This is a genomic window from Brevibacillus antibioticus, assembly GCF_005217615.1.
In the GTDB taxonomy this organism is placed as follows: Bacteria; Bacillota; Bacilli; order Brevibacillales; family Brevibacillaceae; genus Brevibacillus; species Brevibacillus antibioticus.
In genome coordinates this window covers 3,331,545-3,350,172 of record NZ_SZNK01000001.1, presented here as the reverse complement: position 1 = coordinate 3,350,172, position 18,628 = coordinate 3,331,545, and the positions used below count along the sequence as shown (strand labels likewise).

The 18,628-nt window shown below is 45.7% G+C and carries 15 protein-coding genes; 11 read left to right on the top strand and 4 right to left on the bottom strand.

The features are described from left to right. Positions 1–13: 13 nt before the first annotated feature. The 6 genes from E8L90_RS15635 to E8L90_RS15610 all read left to right on the top strand — a co-directional run bounded on the left by E8L90_RS15635 (position 14) and on the right by E8L90_RS15610 (position 5,168). Entirely contained in the window at positions 14–385 is a 372-nt protein-coding gene (locus E8L90_RS15635; protein ID WP_137030194.1) for a YxeA family protein, read from the top strand. A 112-nt stretch (positions 386–497) separates the two neighbouring features. Further along, positions 498–1,196, top strand: a complete 699-nt coding sequence (locus E8L90_RS15630) for a response regulator transcription factor (RefSeq protein WP_137030193.1) — start codon at positions 498–500, stop codon at positions 1,194–1,196. A 3-nt stretch (positions 1,197–1,199) separates the two neighbouring features. After that, the gene (locus E8L90_RS15625; RefSeq protein WP_137030192.1) at positions 1,200–2,615 is read left to right on the top strand and encodes a sensor histidine kinase; all 1,416 of its coding nucleotides are present in this window, start codon (positions 1,200–1,202) and stop codon (positions 2,613–2,615) included. Positions 2,616–2,660: 45 nt separating this feature from the next. Further along, positions 2,661–3,797, top strand: coding sequence for a VanZ family protein (locus tag E8L90_RS15620; RefSeq protein WP_137030191.1), 1,137 nt, complete (start codon positions 2,661–2,663; stop codon positions 3,795–3,797). 84 nt (positions 3,798–3,881) lie between these two features. Further along, positions 3,882–4,643, top strand: a complete 762-nt coding sequence (locus E8L90_RS15615) for a DUF4253 domain-containing protein (protein ID WP_137030190.1) — start codon at positions 3,882–3,884, stop codon at positions 4,641–4,643. An 87-nt stretch (positions 4,644–4,730) separates the two neighbouring features. Then, complete coding sequence (locus tag E8L90_RS15610; protein WP_137030189.1) at positions 4,731–5,168, top strand: SRPBCC family protein; 438 nt, start codon at positions 4,731–4,733, stop codon at positions 5,166–5,168. 253 nt (positions 5,169–5,421) lie between these two features. On the opposite strand, the gene E8L90_RS15600 is transcribed toward E8L90_RS15610, so the two are convergent. The 3 genes from E8L90_RS15600 to E8L90_RS15590 all read right to left on the bottom strand — a co-directional run bounded on the left by E8L90_RS15600 (position 5,422) and on the right by E8L90_RS15590 (position 10,461). Continuing rightward, positions 5,422–6,267 (bottom strand): DegV family protein, encoded by an 846-nt coding sequence (locus E8L90_RS15600; protein ID WP_137030187.1) that lies wholly within the window; start codon positions 6,265–6,267, stop codon positions 5,422–5,424. Positions 6,268–6,494: 227 nt separating this feature from the next. Beyond that, positions 6,495–7,352 carry an amidohydrolase family protein gene (locus E8L90_RS15595; RefSeq protein ID WP_137030186.1) on the bottom strand — a complete coding sequence of 286 codons (858 nt, stop codon included), beginning with the start codon at positions 7,350–7,352 and terminating at the stop codon, positions 6,495–6,497. A 13-nt stretch (positions 7,353–7,365) separates the two neighbouring features. After that, a complete protein-coding gene (locus tag E8L90_RS15590) occupies positions 7,366–10,461 on the bottom strand; it encodes a GNAT family N-acetyltransferase (RefSeq protein ID WP_137030185.1) in 3,096 nt (1,031 codons plus the stop codon). Between the two features lie 602 nt (positions 10,462–11,063). On the opposite strand from E8L90_RS15590, the gene E8L90_RS15580 reads away from it, so the two are divergent. The 5 genes from E8L90_RS15580 (at position 11,064) to E8L90_RS15560 (ending at position 16,681) form a co-directional block, all read left to right on the top strand. Next, positions 11,064–11,597 (top strand): 3'-5' exonuclease, encoded by a 534-nt coding sequence (locus E8L90_RS15580; RefSeq protein WP_137030184.1) that lies wholly within the window; start codon positions 11,064–11,066, stop codon positions 11,595–11,597. Positions 11,598–11,705: 108 nt separating this feature from the next. Continuing rightward, on the top strand, positions 11,706–12,902 hold the full coding sequence (locus E8L90_RS15575) for a DUF418 domain-containing protein (protein WP_137030183.1): 1,197 nt from the start codon (positions 11,706–11,708) through the stop codon (positions 12,900–12,902). A 125-nt stretch (positions 12,903–13,027) separates the two neighbouring features. Then, positions 13,028–14,530: an S-layer homology domain-containing protein gene (locus tag E8L90_RS15570; RefSeq protein ID WP_137030182.1), complete on the top strand. Its 1,503-nt coding sequence runs from the start codon at positions 13,028–13,030 to the stop codon at positions 14,528–14,530. 193 nt (positions 14,531–14,723) lie between these two features. Next, the gene (locus E8L90_RS15565) at positions 14,724–16,106 is read left to right on the top strand and encodes a TraB/GumN family protein (protein WP_137030181.1); all 1,383 of its coding nucleotides are present in this window, start codon (positions 14,724–14,726) and stop codon (positions 16,104–16,106) included. 173 nt (positions 16,107–16,279) lie between these two features. Continuing rightward, positions 16,280–16,681: a DoxX family protein gene (locus tag E8L90_RS15560; protein ID WP_137030180.1), complete on the top strand. Its 402-nt coding sequence runs from the start codon at positions 16,280–16,282 to the stop codon at positions 16,679–16,681. Between the two features lie 948 nt (positions 16,682–17,629). Here E8L90_RS15560 and E8L90_RS15550 read toward each other — a convergent pair. Next, on the bottom strand, positions 17,630–18,604 hold the full coding sequence (locus E8L90_RS15550; protein ID WP_137030178.1) for a helix-turn-helix domain-containing protein: 975 nt from the start codon (positions 18,602–18,604) through the stop codon (positions 17,630–17,632). Positions 18,605–18,628: the final 24 nt, after the last annotated feature.

The window sequence follows — 18,628 nt, the reverse complement described above, 5'->3', positions numbered from 1 at the left end:
AAGGAGACTATCTATGAAAAAGACAACCATCATCGTTTTATCAGTCATACTTGCTCTTATAATAGGAGCTGTACTCTTGCTTCAAAACGTGAATTTTAACAGATTGGGTGCGGATGAGTATTATGTTCAGATTAATAAAGAAGGGAAAAAGAATGAAGTTACACTGGATAGCGGGGAGAAGTTTGTCTCGTACGATTATACGCTGCAAGCCTATAACGCAAATGGCGAAGAAAAAACACTCAGCTTTATGGCGATGAAAGAGCTGCGTAAAGATGCCTATCTGTGCGTATTCGTAAAAGAAGAAAAAAGAGTTACCTCCTATCAGGAAGTGAAAGTGGACGAACTGCCTGATAAAGCGAAAGAAAAATTGGCAATCCAGCAATAAGCTAAAGAACGTAGAAGATTATGCCGAAATCATTCAAGGATGGTTTCGGTGTATCTTTGTTTGTTCAAGGAAAGGATAAGCAATAATTCCAGCTTTGGTAGGGGGCTTCTACATGAGCAAAGTACTGATTGTGGACGATGAAGAGGATATCGTCAGATTGTTGAAAACGGTTCTGATCAAGGAAGGCATCGAGAATGTATACACGGCTTCAACGGCAGCCGAAGGATTCGGGCAGTTTCAAGACAAGCATCCAGATGTTGTGATTTTGGATATTATGCTTCCAGACGGGGAAGGCTATGACGTATGCAAAAAGATCAGAAGCATCTCACATGTCCCGATCTTGTTTCTATCCGCAAAAACGGAAGAGGTGGATAAACTAGTAGGCTTAGCCATCGGCGGTGACGACTATATAGGCAAACCATTTAGTCCGAAAGAAGTGGCCTATCGAGTGAAAGCACAGTTAAGAAGAGCTGAATATCAGCAAGTTCAAGTAAAGGCGGATCCTGTCATTAAGGTCGGCCCATTTGTCTTTGATGAAGAAAAGGTCGAGTTGCGAAAGCATGGAACCATCATCGAATTGAAACCGAAAGAGCTGGGGCTGTTCACCCATTTGCTCAAGCATCCTAACCAAATTATCAGCAAAGAAAAGCTGTACTACCAAGTGTGGGGTGAAGATTTCTTTGGTTTTGACAATACTGTGATGGTACACATCAGAAAATTACGAGAGAAAATAGAGGATGACCCTTCCAATCCAACATACCTGTTAACGGTGAAGGGCTTGGGATATAAGCTGGCGGTAAAGGATGAATAGTGGATGAATTGGAGGGTGACTGGGAGATTTCTGGCGTCTGTTGTTTTGATTGTCATCTTGGTTGTACTAAGCAATATTGTTCTTCTTGTTTTGTCGATCGTGGTCACCACACAAACGGGTTGGGATGAAACTGCAATAAGCGAGAAAGGAAACTCTGCTGAAGCAATAACTAGTCGTTTCCATGAGCAAATTATCATTTCGAATCATCAGGCGACGCTTACAGACAAAGGGAAAGCCGAGCTGGATCAGCATAACGCATGGATACAAATTCTAGACGAAGATGGCAAACAGATCTTTGGCTATCGATTGCCGGTGGGTATAAAAGAAAAATATACGCCCATAGACATTATCCAGATGTACAAATACAAAGAAATTGATAGGAACACGATGGTGTTTATTGGTGAGAAGCAAACAGGTTCTAGCCATTATAGTTACTTTATCGGGTTTCAAAATCGAAATTTGCAAAGATACGTATTGGCCTATGATATTCAGGAGGTCGTGCAAGTTTTTAACATAGGAAGCATTCTCGTTCTGACCGTCGACGGATTGATCGCGCTGATCGTTGGATATTTTTTTAGCAAAAGACTAACGAAACCACTGCTGTCACTCATAGAGGGAATTAGAAAGCTCGCTAATAAGGAATACCACATCAACTATGAACCGATTGGCATCTATAAAGATGTTTTCTATAATGTCAATTATTTATCATATGAACTAAGAGCGGCGGAAAATGAAAGAAAAAAATTAGATACAATGAGAGAAGAGTGGATCGGCAATGTCTCTCACGATTTAAAAACGCCATTAGCGTCGATCCAAGGCTACGCAGAAATGATGAAAGACACCGAGTATGACTTTTCGTGTGAGGAAATGAGAGAGTTTGCGGAGATTATTGAACGAAAGTCATTGTACTTGAAAGACGTCATTGAGGATTTGAATTTATCTGCCCGCCTAAAAAATAAAGAATTACGCTTGCACAAATCAAATAAGAACATCGTGACCCTCTTACGTAATGTCGTCATTGATACATTGAACGATGCGAGATATGCAGACAGGAACATGGAATTCCAATTTAGCGATGAAATGATCAAAGTGGATATGGATGAAATTCTGATTCGTAGAGCGATCACCAATTTGATCTACAATGCCATCGTCCATAATGACCCTTCCGTCCTTATCAAAGTAAGTGTAGAGAAAGGTCAGCGCACACTGATCAGAATCGAGGACAACGGCAAAGGAATGAAAGAGCAGGAGCTCGATCGAATCTTTGACCGTTACTACCGGGGGACGAATACTGGAGAGCTGCACAAAGGCTCCGGGCTGGGTATGGCCATTGCGCGGGATATTATTGTGGCGCACGGTGGAGAAATAAAGGTGAATAGTTTATTGGGGCTAGGAACAAAGATTGAAATCCAACTATGAAAAAGGCTGCTACTCAGCTACTCAACAGGTAAAAGGAGTACTCTTATGTCATCGTACGTATTTCCCATTCAATATGCTTTTCTTGTTTTTATGCTAGGTTCTTATTTATTGTTTGTTCCCTGGCTCATTTACACGTATAGAAAAGATGGGTTTTTTAGCTGGTGGAGATTCATTTTAAACGCCTCCTTTCTTTTTTATTTGCTTTGCTCTTTGTTTTTGGTGTTGCTTCCTTTGCCAGACACGAGGGATACTTGCGCGATGCAAGCAGAGAATACGGTTTATTATTCGTTGATTCCCTTTACCTTTGTCGGTGATATACTCAAGGAAACTTCGATAGTATGGTCCCGCCCATCCAGCTATATTCAACTCATATTAGAGCGAGCTTTCTTGCAAGCCGCATTTAATTTTTTGCTACTGCTACCCTTTGGCGTTTATCTCCGGTACTTTTTCCAGAAGCGGGAATATTGGAAACGGGCTTTGGGGCTTGGTTTTGGGTTGTCGCTTTTCTTTGAGGTCACACAATTAACAGGGATTTATGGCATTTATAATTGTCCCTATCGACTGTTCGACGTCGATGATCTTATGCTCAACAGCAGCGGTGCATTATTTGGATTTCTCATTGCTCCGATCATACTAGCTTTGTTTCCGTCCAATAAAAGCATAGAAGCGAAAAGAGAAAGTGTTATGGAGAGTGGTATCGTCCTCCCTGTACCACAATTGCTGGCGTTGTTGATCGACAGTATCGCAGTTGAGTTCTTCTCGGATTTGTTTGACTTTCTTCTTCCGATTGGCTGGCTGACAGAGGTGATCAGTACCTCGCTCGGTATGCTGCTTTGCTTCTATTTCATTCCAATTTTATGGAATGGAAAGACGATTGGATCGGCGATTTTGCGGTTCAGACTGGTGAACGAAGATTCCGGTAAGCCATCCGGAATTGCTTTATTCAAGCGATTTCTTGCGCTGTATTTTACTTGGTTTTTCATGTACACCTCGAGTGCAATCAGTCAAATAGGGAGTTTAACGGAGTCGGCGTTTTATCCCTTTCTTTTCCTTTTCTCCTTTGGGGTCTTCGTACTGATTTCGCTTGTACTCCTCATTCACGGTCTGCTCGTGGTGTTTTCCGGCGGCAGACGCAGGTTTTATTTTGACTTTGCGTCCAGAATAAGACCAACTCGAAAGTGAATCCAAGAGAGGGTACGCAGGATTTTTCTGTTAGATGTGGTAGGATATACGGTAAGAAAAAAATGTAAAAAAAGAGGTGTGACGATGGTAGAAGAGTTGTCGAATTACCTAAAGGCATGTGACATAGAAGTGGTTGCTGCGGAGGATTTCACGGTACCTGCTACAAAGGTAGATAAGCACAGCATCTTGGTCCTGCCTAGCTTTAATATACTAGAGATGATAGAAGAAGCGGTAGACGAAGAAGGATCACTCTCTGATTATGTACATAACCAGCTAGAGGAAGTTCATCGCCTATCCGTGGAGGAAGTCTTTCAGCGAATTGTCAAATCTCGACTTTTGTATACAGACCTTTCATCCGAGTTGAAAAACTTGGATGGGAAAAACTTTGAAGAGATCTATCGGGCATATTCTCTGATATGGGAAGGCCAGGAGCTACTCGATGAACAACTCAGTGAGACAGAGACCGAGTCCTTTCTCATTAGTGATAAATGGGTGCAGGATCGATTAGAAGATGATGCCCTGATTGTCCTAGAATTACCGCAAACATCTGGTTATGAAGCACCGTTGTGGGTCCCAATGGGCGGCTATAATGAATGCCCACTGCCCGTCTACCAGTCCGTTATCGTCAAGCACTGGCAGGAGGTGTATGGGATCAAGATTCTCGCTGTGACAGAGGATACTTGGATTTTTCAAGCCGGCTCAAGACCGCAGACCTACCAGGAGGCACTAAAGCTGGCACAAGAGCATTTCATCTTTTGTCAGTACGTTTTGGATGAGTTTCCTTCATTAGGGCATTACGCCAATTATTTAATGAAACAGGAGGTGTGGCATTTTTGGTGGGATTAGCTCGCCATATTCCTGAAATATCTCCCGTGTTCCGGCAATAAACATAACAAGATACCAAAGAACACTGGGGGAAGGAATGAGCAAATCATGCCTCAAGGAATACATGATGTGGAGCTAAACCAGCCCATCGGGGCGGTATGGCAGTTTGTGAGTATAGTGGAGAATTGGGTTCCACTGGTACCTGGCTACATCAGCCACGAGGTAATCAATGAACGTCGTGTCGCTTGGACGTTTACAGGCGATATCGGCATCATGAAGAAGACGATCAGCCTGCAAGTGGATATCACTGAATGGACTCCGCCAACTGAGGTGAGATTCAACCTGACAGGGATCAGCGGGAATTTTACTGGAGAAGGTTATTTCAAAGCGAAGGCACTGAGTGAGACGCGGACGAAAATGACGGGGTGTCTGGATATCACCGCCCATGGTGTGAAGGGCCCCATGATTAATTCCATTCTGAAATCCAATCTGCCCAAGACAACGAGGGAGCTCGTGGAGGCTATTGGAAAACGTATAACGAGATAGCATCCTTGCCACTAAAATGAAAACACGCCAGCTCGGCGTGTTTTTTTGTGTCATGCACGTTTGGGAGCAATAATGGAGGCGGCGCCGGATGTGCAGGAAAAGATCAACTACCAGATGCTTACCTTTGCCCTCCATGGAAATCTGGTGCACTTTGCTGCTTTCAAAAATCAGATCGGTTTTTACCCATCTCCAAGCGGAATAGAGGAGAGGAAAATTGCAATTTCCGCTCGATCAGCCCATTTACGTTCAAGCCCTACTCATTTCTCCACGCAAGTGCCAGTGTCCCCATCCCAGCATGTGCCCCAATCGTGGAACTGATCGGTCCAACCAACACCTCGACATCGGAGTATTTGCTCTGAATTTTCTCTTTCAGTTCCAGCGCTTTTTCCAAGACGTTGCCATGCAAAATCTGCACGTGCTTCACGGTGTAACTCTGTTTGGCCTTCTCCAGCTGTTCCAGCATGCGCTTGACTGCTTTCCCTTCGGTACGAACCTTTTCATATACCTCAAACAACCCATCTTTAATTTGGAAAATCGGCTTGATCTGAAGCAGATTGCCGATGAAATATTGCAAACCGGTCATTCGGCCGCCCTTGTAAAATTGGTCGAGACTGCCAACTAGGATATAGTTCTCAAACTTTTTGTATTCCTCTCGCAAGGAAGCCGCAATCTCCTGATAGCCTTTTCCTTCTTTGGCTTGCTCGATTCCGTTTAAGATAATTGAGGTAATTGGGTACGACATCAGCTTGGAATCTACCGACTCGACAGGGAAATCTACCATCTTGGCTGCCGTTGCACTTGTATTGTAGGTCCCGCTCAGATCAGAGGAGAGGTGGACAGCAATCGCGCATTCATACTCTTCCTTTAATCGTTCGTAGAGCGTCACAAATTTTCCTAAGGAAGGCTGCGACGTTTTGGGAGCATAATTGGCCTGCACAATTTTTTGATAAAGCTGTTCAGGCGCTAAATCAATGCCATCTGCATAAGTGCCATCTTCAAAGATAATCTCCAGTGGAACGACGTAGATGTCATGCGCTCCCATGATGTGGTCAGGTATGAGTGCGGTACTGTCTGTAACCCAGGCAATTTTTTTCTTCAAGGAAACATGTCCTCCCCCAATTTAGTAGAAACCTTGCTATCTCTTTACTCTCGAAAGCTTTGGGTCATGGTTGTCCGATCCTGACGATGTATAAGCAAACTCGCATATACGTATCATAATACGGAAACTGTCGTTTTTTGTCGTAAATAGAAGAAGTTTTCTTGAACAAATGAAAAATCCCATGTTTCTTCGAGAGGAAGAGACATGGGATTTAGGATTTGTATCGTCTACTCAATCAACGGCTTGATTTTGGGAAACACCTTCAATGCTGTCTTGTAAAACACATCCTCGTGATACTCTACGGGGATCAGCTCCTGTACAAACTGGATATACGACTTCACTGGTGCCAGCGGCCAGTCTGTTCCGAACAAAAACTTGTCGTAATGATCACAATAGGTGATCGCGTGACGCAGATGGGAGAAGAAGAGAGGGGAGTCCGCAAGTCGCTTGCAATTGGCTGCGTCACCGACCATTAAGCCGGAGAGATCTGCAAACATATTGCGGTTTTTATAAACAACTTCTGCTCCATCGAGTACCCACGGATCGCCAAAATGGGCCATCATGAAATTGACGTCTCGATGCTTCACCGCCACCTCGTCCAGTGTGAGAGGGTGAGAGTATTTTAAGAGCCCGCGCTCTGAGTACGTATCGCCGGTGTGAAAGACGACAGGCATCTGGTATTTGGCTGCGAGCGCATAGACGGGATCGTAGACGCTATCGTAGGCGTAGAAGGGATAGTAGCCTAGATAGATTTTCAACCCGACCACGTTGGGCTTTTGCAGGTCAGCTTCCAAGCGTGCCACTGCTGCCTCATCCAGCTTGAAAGGGTTGATTCCCAGGCAATAGACGAACTGTGGCGGCAACTCATCTGTCAGGTCTAGTCCCATGGGAGTGTCAGCTTCCACATCGGGAAAGCCGTCTGGCTGAGTCTCTGTCAAGCCCATGCCTATCCCAAGAACCACGCCATTCTCAGCATATTCTTGCAAGAGACCAGCGACGGAGTAATGGACAAACGACTTTTCTGCCGCTGTCCGCTTGAATTCCTCAATATGGGATAAATGCATGTGCGCATCAATGATTTTCATTGTGAAGCCTCCCTTATTTGGCAAAGCGTATCCCCCGCAAGTCCGATAAGGCATTGGATGGAAGCGTTCTGTCGGCAAACAGGAAAAAGACAGGCGGAGTAAAGGTCTTGCTGTTGTTTGGCAGATTCAGTTCGTGTATGACAGACGCTACTGCCACTTCCTTGTTTGCGTAAACTTGAAGGTCCACAATATCGAGGTCGGTAACGATATGCATCTGATCCTTGCTGGAAGCTCGCCCGAGGACATAATCCGAAACTTCAAGGACATCTAATTCACCTTGTGCCAGCTTGTAGCTGAGCTCCTCGCCATTCGTATCGACGGTTTTCAGCCATACCGCCTCGTCCTCGGTTCCTGGCTGCAAAAAGATGTCCGTGGCCAATCCCTTTCCGGCAAAGTACGTTCCGGTATTCTGCTCGATTTCTACTGTGTGACAGAGAACAGGTACTCCTGGCAACAGCAAGAAATACTGGTGGCAAGTCAACCCGCGATACTTCTCCTGCTTTTTCACATGGTAGCTCACCTTGATTCCCTGCCATGTATTTTGCTTGTTGTCGATTAGCTCGACAAAGGAAGCAGTACGCTCTTCCTTAACCAGTGAAAACGCGCTTAGCTCCTCAAGATAGTTACCGATTCCACCTGTCCACGGATTCCACCAAGATTTCGGCTGCCGCTCAGGGAACGAGCTATCCAGCCACTCCTGCCCATTGCTTGTGAGCGAGTAGAGAGTCGGAGCAAAATCTGGAGCGGCTTTGATCCGCAATCGTCCATTGTCGGCGATATAGACCTGCTGTCCCTCTTCCACTGTTTGCTCCTGGATGACCTTGCCTTGCCCGATTGGGAAAATCGCGCTCTGCAAATGCGATACATGCGTGGCAAAACGTCCCTCTACTTGCACGAGGTCATATGGTTTTTCCGGCGTCATGAAGGAGAAGCCAGATTCCGTCTCTTCCTCATCTTCTGTAAAGCTCTGCGTTTGTTCGGAAGCCGGCTCACTCAAAAGGGATGCCATCAGTTCTCCGTCCAAGTACTGCTGCTTGTACTCTTTCACCTGCACATCCAGTTCCTTGCTTGTGACAAACGGATTTTGCCCATTAGCGTTCAACTCCAGGTGAGAGGTCAAGATCAGGTCTGCTGGCATAGGTTCTTTACGGGCAAAGGCACGGAACTCTTTCCAGTCCGCATAGCCCCCATGCGAGAAGTGGAAGGGGCCGAACGATTTTTTTTCATGTGGAGCAAGCATGCCAAGATTGGTTTCCAGTGTGAGGCACCAGCCTTGAATGTCAAAACGGTATTCAGGAGGCCAGCACATTCCCCATGGAGCCGTTTCATCCTGTGTAAACAGCCAGTTTTCACTAACTAACTCAGCATCCCAATAATCCATATCGCTGCCGTAGGAGGATGGTGTTTCAACATAACGGCCTTGGTACGGCACAATGGGGCGATGAAAACGGTGACTAAATCCTTGGTTAAGCCAAAGCTCAGTAGTCAGCTTGTCAGCAGAGCTGTTTTCTATCTCCAATCCGTGTTCAACGGTACCATCTCCGAACAGGAGCGTTTTGCTAACCAGTGCAATTTGCGGGTATGCCCCGGAACGATATGTCGCACAGATTCCGATCGCTCCCTTTTCCACGATAAACGCAACACTCTCGGCACGCTTCTTCGAGAACTCGCTGGAAAACGGTTTGCCCAGCTTCGGATAGAGGAGGTTGGTTGGATCTCCACCTGTCCCGCCGACAACGGTCATCTCATTATCTTCTTTGTTCAAGTAGAGCATATGGCGGCCATGGTGAACTTGCCAGGCCTGTTCCGTTTCTCCCGCCACCATCGCACCAAGTCCTGTAAAGGCAGCTCCGATTTTTTTGGCAAAAGAAACCGATCTACCGTCTGTGAGCTTTGCCTCCACCTGGACGTTGGCTTCGTAAAAGCCGTGTTCATACAGGTCAGCGTGAAGTGGAAGCGAAATGCGCTCTTTTCCGGGCAGTTTCAATGTGTGGCGGTGCTCCTGTAAGCCGAAAAATGAACATGCGGGCAGCTCGAATGTAAATGTGACTTCTTCCTCGAAGTTGTTTTCCACGTCCAAATAAAACAGCTTTGTCTGTCCTGGATAGGAGAGACCAGGTACATGCAAGGAAAGGGTAGCAGGAAACTTGGGAAGGATTCCTACCTCAAACAGAGCTGCCTTGCCGTTGATCAGCAGGTGGGTGCAGACACGCGGATGCGTGCGCCAGATGCTTTGCTCTTCTGTGATTGGATCGACAAAAAAGTTTGCAGACAGCGTGGTTTCCCCTGTCACAGCCAGCTCGTGCTGATAATCAAAGCGGATCGTGTCGCTCGGTTGCCCGTTTAACGAAATCTGTAATGGCTTGCCTGATTTGTTGACGATCCGGTAGTGAATCTGATACTCCCGTCCAAAGACCAGCTCCAGCTTTTCCGCTTCGGCAGACACGAGATAATCTTCCGTCTCGATGAGGCGCATGCCTCTACCGCGCCGTTCAAACTCCACGCGCAAGCTCTTGTCTCCTTTTGCCCAGGAGTATGTGAAGTAATCAAAGCCATTTTCCTTGCGTCCATCTGGTTCTACAACAATCTCCCTCGTGGAGTCCTGATACCAGTCAAGCTCCTCAAAATAGTGGGCGATGGCTTCGGTACGAAGCACAGAAGGAATCATGTTCATCAGATGGGTGGCGTCGTCCCGGTCTTCCCAGAAAAAGCCGAACTTCTTATACAACGGAACAGCCTTCGTGTTTCCTGACCATGTATACAGATCAAGTCTCGGCCAGCCGAGCTCAATCGTTTTTTCCAGTACGCATGAAAGCAGCATCCGGCCGACTTTTTTTCCGTGATAGTCGGGACGTACATTGAGCAACGGGATGTAGAGGGCACCGGTATCTTCCTGATATTCTGCCAGGCTGCAATAACCAACGACCGTTTCACCTTCCATTGCCAGATAGACCATGATAGCGTCAGAGGCTGCTTCTTCTTGTCTGATTTGTTCAGCTGTCGTAATTGAATTTCCGCCACCCCAGCTATCTCGGCTGGCATTCCACATATCTGCGACCGCTGCTGCTAGCTCAGGGCGGTAGGTGACAATTGAAATTGATGCTTCCATGCTTGTGAACACCTCGATTGTATTGTTAAATTATGTATCCTCTAGGAGAAGTACGTTTGATTAATAGAATTGTTTCTAGTTTTCGGAAAAAAGAATCAGAGCATGTGCAAAAAAGCACCAGCTCTTACATTTCGATCGATTGCCTGAAAGGTGACAGCATAGCCGGTAATCCCCCGAACACCAACCGTTGCAACTAATTCAACACGATTGGGTTGGGAATTTCTCGAGGGGATTCTGATTCGGATGGTGGCGAGACGAGACGAGACCTTCCTGGCGAGCGTCTGATTGTAAAGGAATTTGCCAAGTTGAATCTACGACGAGGCTGAACGGCTGCTTTATCGAGAATACGTGCCAATAAAATCACCCCCTCTTACCTTGATCTCTCAAATTATGTTGGACAACGGGAGAGTGATTGGACGAGTACACGATGCTTCTCGAAATTATGGCATCTATCTGATAGACGAAAGGACCTTTTGATAGGCTTGCTGGTAGGTGTAGGATAAGTTTGGTATATTTTCTAGAGGGATATGCGTCAGTCGCAATATTCGTTTTTAGGGAAATGACAGTGCATTGGAAGATTGTCAGCCACGGGAGGAATGACTATGAATTACATCATCTTTGACCTGGAAGCTACGTGCTGGGAAAACGACAGGACGAAACAAAATGAAATCATAGAAATTGGAGCGGTAAAGCTGAATGAGAACCTTGCCGTGATCGGTGAGTTTCAAACTTTTATCAAGCCAAAGCTAAACCCTATTCTCTCAGACTTTTGCAAAAAATTAACATCCATTTCTCAAAAAGAGGTGGATCAAGCACCGAGCTTTGGTGAAGCAATCAGCCACTTTCAAAACTGGATAGGCAGTGAGTATCACCTTTGTTCATGGGGCTTCTACGACAAAAAGCAACTGAAATTGGATTGTGAATTACACCATGTGCCGTCAAGCTGGATTCGTCACCATATCAGCATCAAGCACCAACACGGCAAAATGATTGGAGCCGAGCGAGGTGTCGGGATGGGGAAGGCATTGCAGATGTTGAATATCCCTCTCGAAGGTACGCATCATCGTGGAATAGATGATGCCAGAAACATCGCTAAAATATTCGTCAAAATATTTGATCGGTTGAAGTTCTCCTGATCGTCCACCATACGCAAGTCATAATAAATGTGAAATTAAGGTAACGATAAGGTGCGATTTAGAACCCATTAAGCTTAGCTCGTTACAATCAGGCTTGAGGTGATAGTCATGGAGCTAAAGCAGAACCGCGTTCGCATCATCGATGGCTTACGGGGATTTAGTTTAGTAGGGATTTTGATGGCGAATATGCTGATTTTTCAGTATGGGATTTGGGGAAGCCAAGAAATGGATTTATACGCCCTCCCCGATTATGAAATGACTGTTTATAAGCTTGTGAAAATATTTGTGGAAGGCAGCTTTATGCCGATTTTTGCCTTCATGTTTGGTTTTGGCATGATCAAGATGCAGCAAAGCTTGGCTGCCAAAGGCTTGAGACAAAAACGCTATCTTACCCGCAGGTTTTTGATGCTGATCGGACTTGGTCTCCTTCATTCGTACTTCCTGTGGGAAGGGGATATCTTGGGGTTTTATGGCATGACGGGCTTCTTTCTGTTACTGTTCATGAACCGTAAACCGAAAACACTGCTCATTTGGGGGATTGTCTTACTCGGCCTCATCAGTTTAATGGGGCTTGCGCCAAATGATCCGAATGATCCTGCGAGTATTACTGATTCTGCCCGTATGGAAGCTTATGTGGTCAAAACCATGACCGTTTATGGCACGGGAACATACGAGGAGATCGTGCATCACAGAAGCAATGAAGATCCGCTTGGTTTGCCAGAATACATGATGTTTGCTTTACTGTTGTTCGCGCCGCTTATGAGCGCACCCATGTTCCTTTTTGGGATGTATGCAGCGAAGCGTAGGTGGTTCGAGAAACCAGAGGATGAACGAGCTGCGTATCTTCGAAACATGCTGATCTTCTTGCCAGCGGGACTTTTGTTAAAAGCGCTACATGTGTATCTGCCGGAAGCTTCGTGGAGTGGTATTGGTGAGTTATTAGGGGAAACGATCCTTTCCATCGGTTACATTTTCGCTTTTGTTTGGTTCTTTTCCAGAAGCACGGAATCAGCTTGGCTGCCAAGGTTTCAAGCTGTGGGGAAACTCTCTTTAACCAATTACCTTTTGCAAACCGTCATTTGTACAACAATCTTCTATGGATATGGACTCGGATGGTTCGGAAAGATCGGGGTATTGGCTGGTTGCGGATTAGCGATCGTGATTTATGTGGGACAGCTTTTCTTAAGCCCGCTGTATCTAAAGCGATTCCGTTATGGTCCAGTGGAACGACTATTGCGTATGTGGACGTATTATTCGTTCTCCGGCGAGACTAAGCAACGCCCGGAAAAACCTATTTCTGCTTAGCATCATAAAATAAAAACCAAGCAGCTGCTCTATTGGCTACTTGGTTTTTTGTTTGTTTTTTGGCCTCTAAAAATATGAATCCTCTTATCGGTCTCCATCATACAATGTAAATGGTTGGGAAAAAGATGATCAGATGGGTCATCGTAAAGAACGGAGGATGGGAATTGGGACGTTTTCAAAGAGCCGTAACGAGTCTGGTTTTCTTTAGCCTCTTTTGCTTGATCTTCCAAGCATCCATATTCGTGCCTGTAAGCCAAGCAGCAAGTGCAGAGGAAACACCTACCGCGGTAGAATCCACTGTAGATCTTCGTCACTTACAAGGAAAAGTCGATGACATTAACGCCGAGAATTTAGTCCAGGAAAAATATACGCCCGAGAGCTGGAGCAAGCTTGTAAATGCGTTGGATGCTGCAAAAGCCGTACTGACGAAGCCAAACGTCACCCAAGCAGAAATCGATGGTGCCTTGTCCGTGTTAGTCACAGCAAGAGAAGGGCTGAAGAAGCAGGAAGGTACAGTCGACAAAAGTAAACTGCAAACGAAAGTAGAGGAAATTGCAGTGGAAAAGCTGCAAGAAAAGGATTACACGAGGGCCAGTTGGAAAGAGCTGCAAAATAGACTGGGGCAGGCTTACTTTGTGCTGGATGATCCGCAAGCGAGCCAGATTATCGTGGATGTTGCTCTCGAGAAGCTGATCAAAGCGAGACAAGACTTGAAGAGACAAGATGACGCGGTCTATAAACGAGAATTGAGAGCCAAAGTGGAAGAGATCGAGGACAAAGACTTGGATAAAGACGACTACACCAGATCAAGCTGGCGTGATTTGGAAGATGCACTCGATCATGCACGGGATGTCATCGACGATACACATGCCACGCAGTCGGAGGTAGACGATGCTCTGTACGATTTGAAGAAAGCATGGAGAGATCTGGAGGATGACAAGTATCGAGACAGAGACCGGGATCGGGACAAAAAAGGTTCCTATACCACGCCGACAAACAGTTTTTTCACTGGAGGCCGCTCTACAGATAAGAAAGAGGAACGCCCTGCAACCAATAAGAAAAGTAAGAGAGAACGTGGTTATATCAATGGCTATCCTGACGGAACGTTTCAACCGGATCGTACAGTGACACGTGCGGAGATGGCTGCGATTTTACTGAACGCTGGAATGGTGAGCCAGTCGTCTGCAAATAAGGGAAGGTTCTTCGATGTAGCCGACAACTACTGGGCAGTGAATCCGATTCATCAAGCAAGTACGGCGGGTATGATGAGCGGCTATCCAGATGGCACATTCCGCCCATCGGCCAACATTACCCGAGCAGAGATAGCCGCGGTCATCTATAAATATAAGGCTTTGCAAGGTGCGGGAGGGGGCACTGCCTTCTTTGATGTGAGGGGAGATCACTGGTCATCTCCAATCATTGCAGCGGTGGTTGCAAAAGGCTACATGGCAGGTTACCCCAACGGCACCTTCCAGCCAGAGAAAGCGCTGACTCGTGCCGAAGCTGTAACGATTCTCAATCGCGTACTAAATCGTGTGCCAGAGAATCAAGCTGGCCCGCAAAGATGGCCGGATGTCGTACCTGGTCATTGGGCGTATAAAGATATTGAAGAGGCATCCATTCAGTAACGATTTCGAAAAAGGACTCACCCTCCTGTAAAATAGAGGGTGAGTCCTTTTCTTTTTATGTATAGTGAAAATGATCGTATTTTCTATTCTTTTCTATCATTCGGTTATCTCTCCCGGAAAAATGTGGTATAATCTACCACTGAGATAGACTGACATAAAATCATTCAGCTTAGAATCGAGAGGAGAAAGTTTCATGAAACTAAACAAACATTGGAGCAAACTGACTCGCTGGGCGGGTACAGGTGCACTCAGTTTGGCGCTTTTGCTAGGGTATATGCTTCCAGTCCACGGGCAAACCCCCGTAGCTCCCGTAATTAGCCCTTGGTCGGTGACCACGTTGAACGAAGGGGAGAAATACGGAATTTTTCCAATCGCGTGGTATGAAGAAGATTCTTTTCAGCAATCGATTCCTGCTGACAAGTTTATTACCTTGATGGAAGGAACAGCGAAAAAGCTGGATCTTCTGGGATTGAAGAAAAAGAACCCTTCCTTGTCCTTTCCGACTGAAAAGGTCATTACGAGAGAAGCAGTCATTACTACTCTGTACAAGCTCCTGGCGAACTACGAACTGCCAGCAGCATTCGAAATGAGCGGGGATAACCCGATTGACTATATGAAGAAAAAAGGCTTAGTCAAAGGGACAAGCGCAGGTCTCGAGTTGAATCAGCCAAGCACAGTTGAACAAGCGACGGTGATGGCGAGCCGACTGGTCGAGTTCGCATACGATACGGTGGGTGGAGGTGCCGAAGGTCTCATGTGGAAAGTGACCAACGGCAAAAACACCATGTACTTGCTTGGCTCGATTCACATGGGGATCGCAGATATGTACCCGATGCAAAAAGACATCCGGGAAGCGTATGAAGAGTCAGATGAACTGTGGGTGGAAGCCGATATTCTCAACGGTGACAATGACTATTTAACACAAAAGATGGTATACACGGATGGCACCACACTGAAGGATCATGTATCCGCTGAAACGTACGAAAAGGTGCAAAAATTGCTTGCAAAGCTGCAACTGCCAGCCAATTCATTTGATGCCTACAAGCCATTTGCTATTTCGTTGTCTGTGCCAACGCTCGGCTACGTAAACAGTGATACAGATGTTCAGTTCGCGATGCTAACTGGCATCGACAGGTACTTCCTGACGAAGGCGATGCTGGATGAGAAGCCGATCAACGAGCTGGAAGGAATTAAGCTGCAAGCGGACTTGCTGTCAGGTGTAACGACAGAGCAGCAGGAAAAAGAATTGAACATCATTTTAGATAGCGCTATGGCTGAAAATGGGCTGGAGAAAGGCAATAAGCTATTAAAAGACATGCAGACAGAATGGGTAGAAGGCGATCTGAATGGCTTTATCCAGATCATGACGACACATGGTGATTTCGGTGAAGGCGAAGTGAACCAGCGTCTGCTCGGTGAGCGAGACAAAAACATGGCGATTAAACTGGCAGAAGTATTGGAGAAAAAAGGGGAAACGACTTCTTTTGTCGTGGTCGGTGCTGCCCACTTCTCGATGAAAGGCATGGTTATCGATCATTTGAAAGCAAAGGGCTATCAGGTGCAACAATTGCAATAAGAGCAGCAAAAAGGAAGTGTCGGCGCGCAGGCTGGCACTTCTTTTTGTTGCTCGAAAAATGTAGAATCAACCAGGTTACAAATGATACTTCCCCAAAAGAGCAATTCAGAAGAAATGTCGCCGCTTTGAATGTGCTACGATCTGCTTAGGAAAAAATGAAAGGTGGGACCCCGATGCGGAGTCAAATTTCCAAAACACGTCTGTGGATGGCACGGATTATGAGCGGACTTGTTATTCTTTTTATGCTTTTTGACGGTGTATTCAAACTGATCCAGCCTGCTCCTGTCGTAGAGGGAACCCTCGTACTTGGCTATGCGCAGCATCATATTGGCGTGATTGGAATACTCGCCCTTGTATCAACAGTGTTGTATGCTATACCCCGGACAGCCGTTTTGGGTGCGCTTTTGTTGACTGGATTTTTCGGTGGGGTCATTGCTACCCAGATCCGTGTCGATGCGCCACTTTTTACGCATACGCTGTTTGCTGTCTACCTCGCGATTTTGATGTGGGGCGGATTGTGGCTGCGGGATGATCGTGTGCGAAAACTGCTTATCGCTGCCAAAGAAGAAAAATGAAGCACAAGCTACACAAAAGAAGCTGTAGCCACATCATTGGCTACAGCTCAGACTGTCGAAAAAGTCGGCAGTTTTTTATTTGTCATAATTACACACGACATCGTGTTGATTTACTGTAATATTCTTAGAATATGAATGGGAGGTTTTCTACAGTCATGAATATGGTTGAGGGGCAATTTTATTTGCTTTATTTTCTCCTGGATTTGTTGAGAGCGACGCCGGAATGAACTCCGAGGCGTCCGCTTCGATAGACACATACCGACGATTGAGATTTTTTCACCAGGCCGTATGTGCAAGTGAATATCCCTTAGAACAGGATTCGATATTCCTGAACTTTCGGTATGAATAAAGTTACAGCCGAAGAAAGCAACTACTACCGTTAGTGGAATGAGAACGTACACAGAAACCTCCTTCAAACTTTATTTTGGTAATTAATTGAAAATAATATATTATTTGACAGTTTGTGTTGCGATTCTTATAATTGAATTGAAAGTAAAAAATGAAAAAAATGGAGGTTGTAGCGATGTTAGATCAATTTTCAAAGTTAATTGGTGTCAAGAAAGATTCAACAATCGGTTACATTCCTGATCCTCCCTGCAACGCTAATGTGTTGTGTATTTTAAAACAGGGGACAGCAAAACATTACCCGCAGAACCCTCTCAACTTTATCTGCTGCTAGGAAAAAGAATAATTTGGGGGATGAGGGTACCGGCATTAAACGAAAAATTTGCTAGGATACTCAATCATCCTCTACAAACAAACCTTCAAAACCACAAGAAATGTGGAGATGGAGGTTTGTTTTGCATTCACAAATATTCTTCCTATCCGTACACCTCATAACGCCGTCGCCATTTCATATAATCAAAATGAAAGAAACCCCGAAAAAACGGAGTTTCTCTACAGTCTTAGCTGTAGCCATATCATTGGCTACAGCTTTTTACCATGATTCTATTTGGGTGTAACCGTGAATCTCCGGTATTCGTTGGGCAACAGCCCGGTGCTTTTGCAAAACAGCTGGGAGAAGCGACTGGAGTTGTGGTAGCCCACAATGTTCGCAATTTGATTGATCTGTAAATCGGTGCTCGTGAGCAGTTGCTCGGCGTGATTCATACGCTTGTTTTGGATATATTCAGTGATGGTGCATTGGTTCGCTTGTTTAAAAGTGTATTTCAGCTTGGTGAGTCCCATGCAGGCGATTCGGGCGAGGTGCTCCAAGTGTATTTCGGAGGCGAAGTGATTGTCAATGTAGGCGGTCACAGCAGTCAGGCCGTCCAAATCCTGTCGGGATATGCTTTTGGTTGGATACGTTTTTTTATGTGCTTTGGCCTTCTCCACGATCAGCGATACTGCTTCTGCGACTTTCCCTTCGTAGTACAGCTTTGCGGCAATGCCCGTTCCCCGAAAATTCCGTATCTGTCGGAGCAAGAAAACAAGCTCCGCGAAATTCGTCATCCCATCTACTGTAATAAAGGACGAGCGCAGGTCCTTATACTCTACTGGGTATTTGCTTTTCAAATAATCCTCGTAATACTCCGGCATGATTTCAATCGCCGTCGAGCGAATCGGAATGTTTTTGCGATAACTGGCTCGATACACATTGTTATAGCCGATGTGAACGCGGATGCAGCCGGATGCCAAGCACTTATACGGATTGAATTCTTCTCCAGAGACGGAATCGTAATAATTGAAGCTCAGGTACTTGGGTTGCTGGAACTCCAGAAACAAATCCTCGTAAAAGACAAAATCCTGGATCGAAATCGAAAACAGGTTGTCGCGCGTATAAGTCCAGTAGCGCCCCTGCCCTTTCTCTGGCAAAACAGAAAAACAAACACCCTCGCGATTGTATGGACCGTGGTCGTCGTCAGGATAAAAGCCGCATTGTAGTAAACACGGCGTATGTAGTTCCGTCAAAATATCTTTCATTATAGTCACCACCCATGCCGTGAT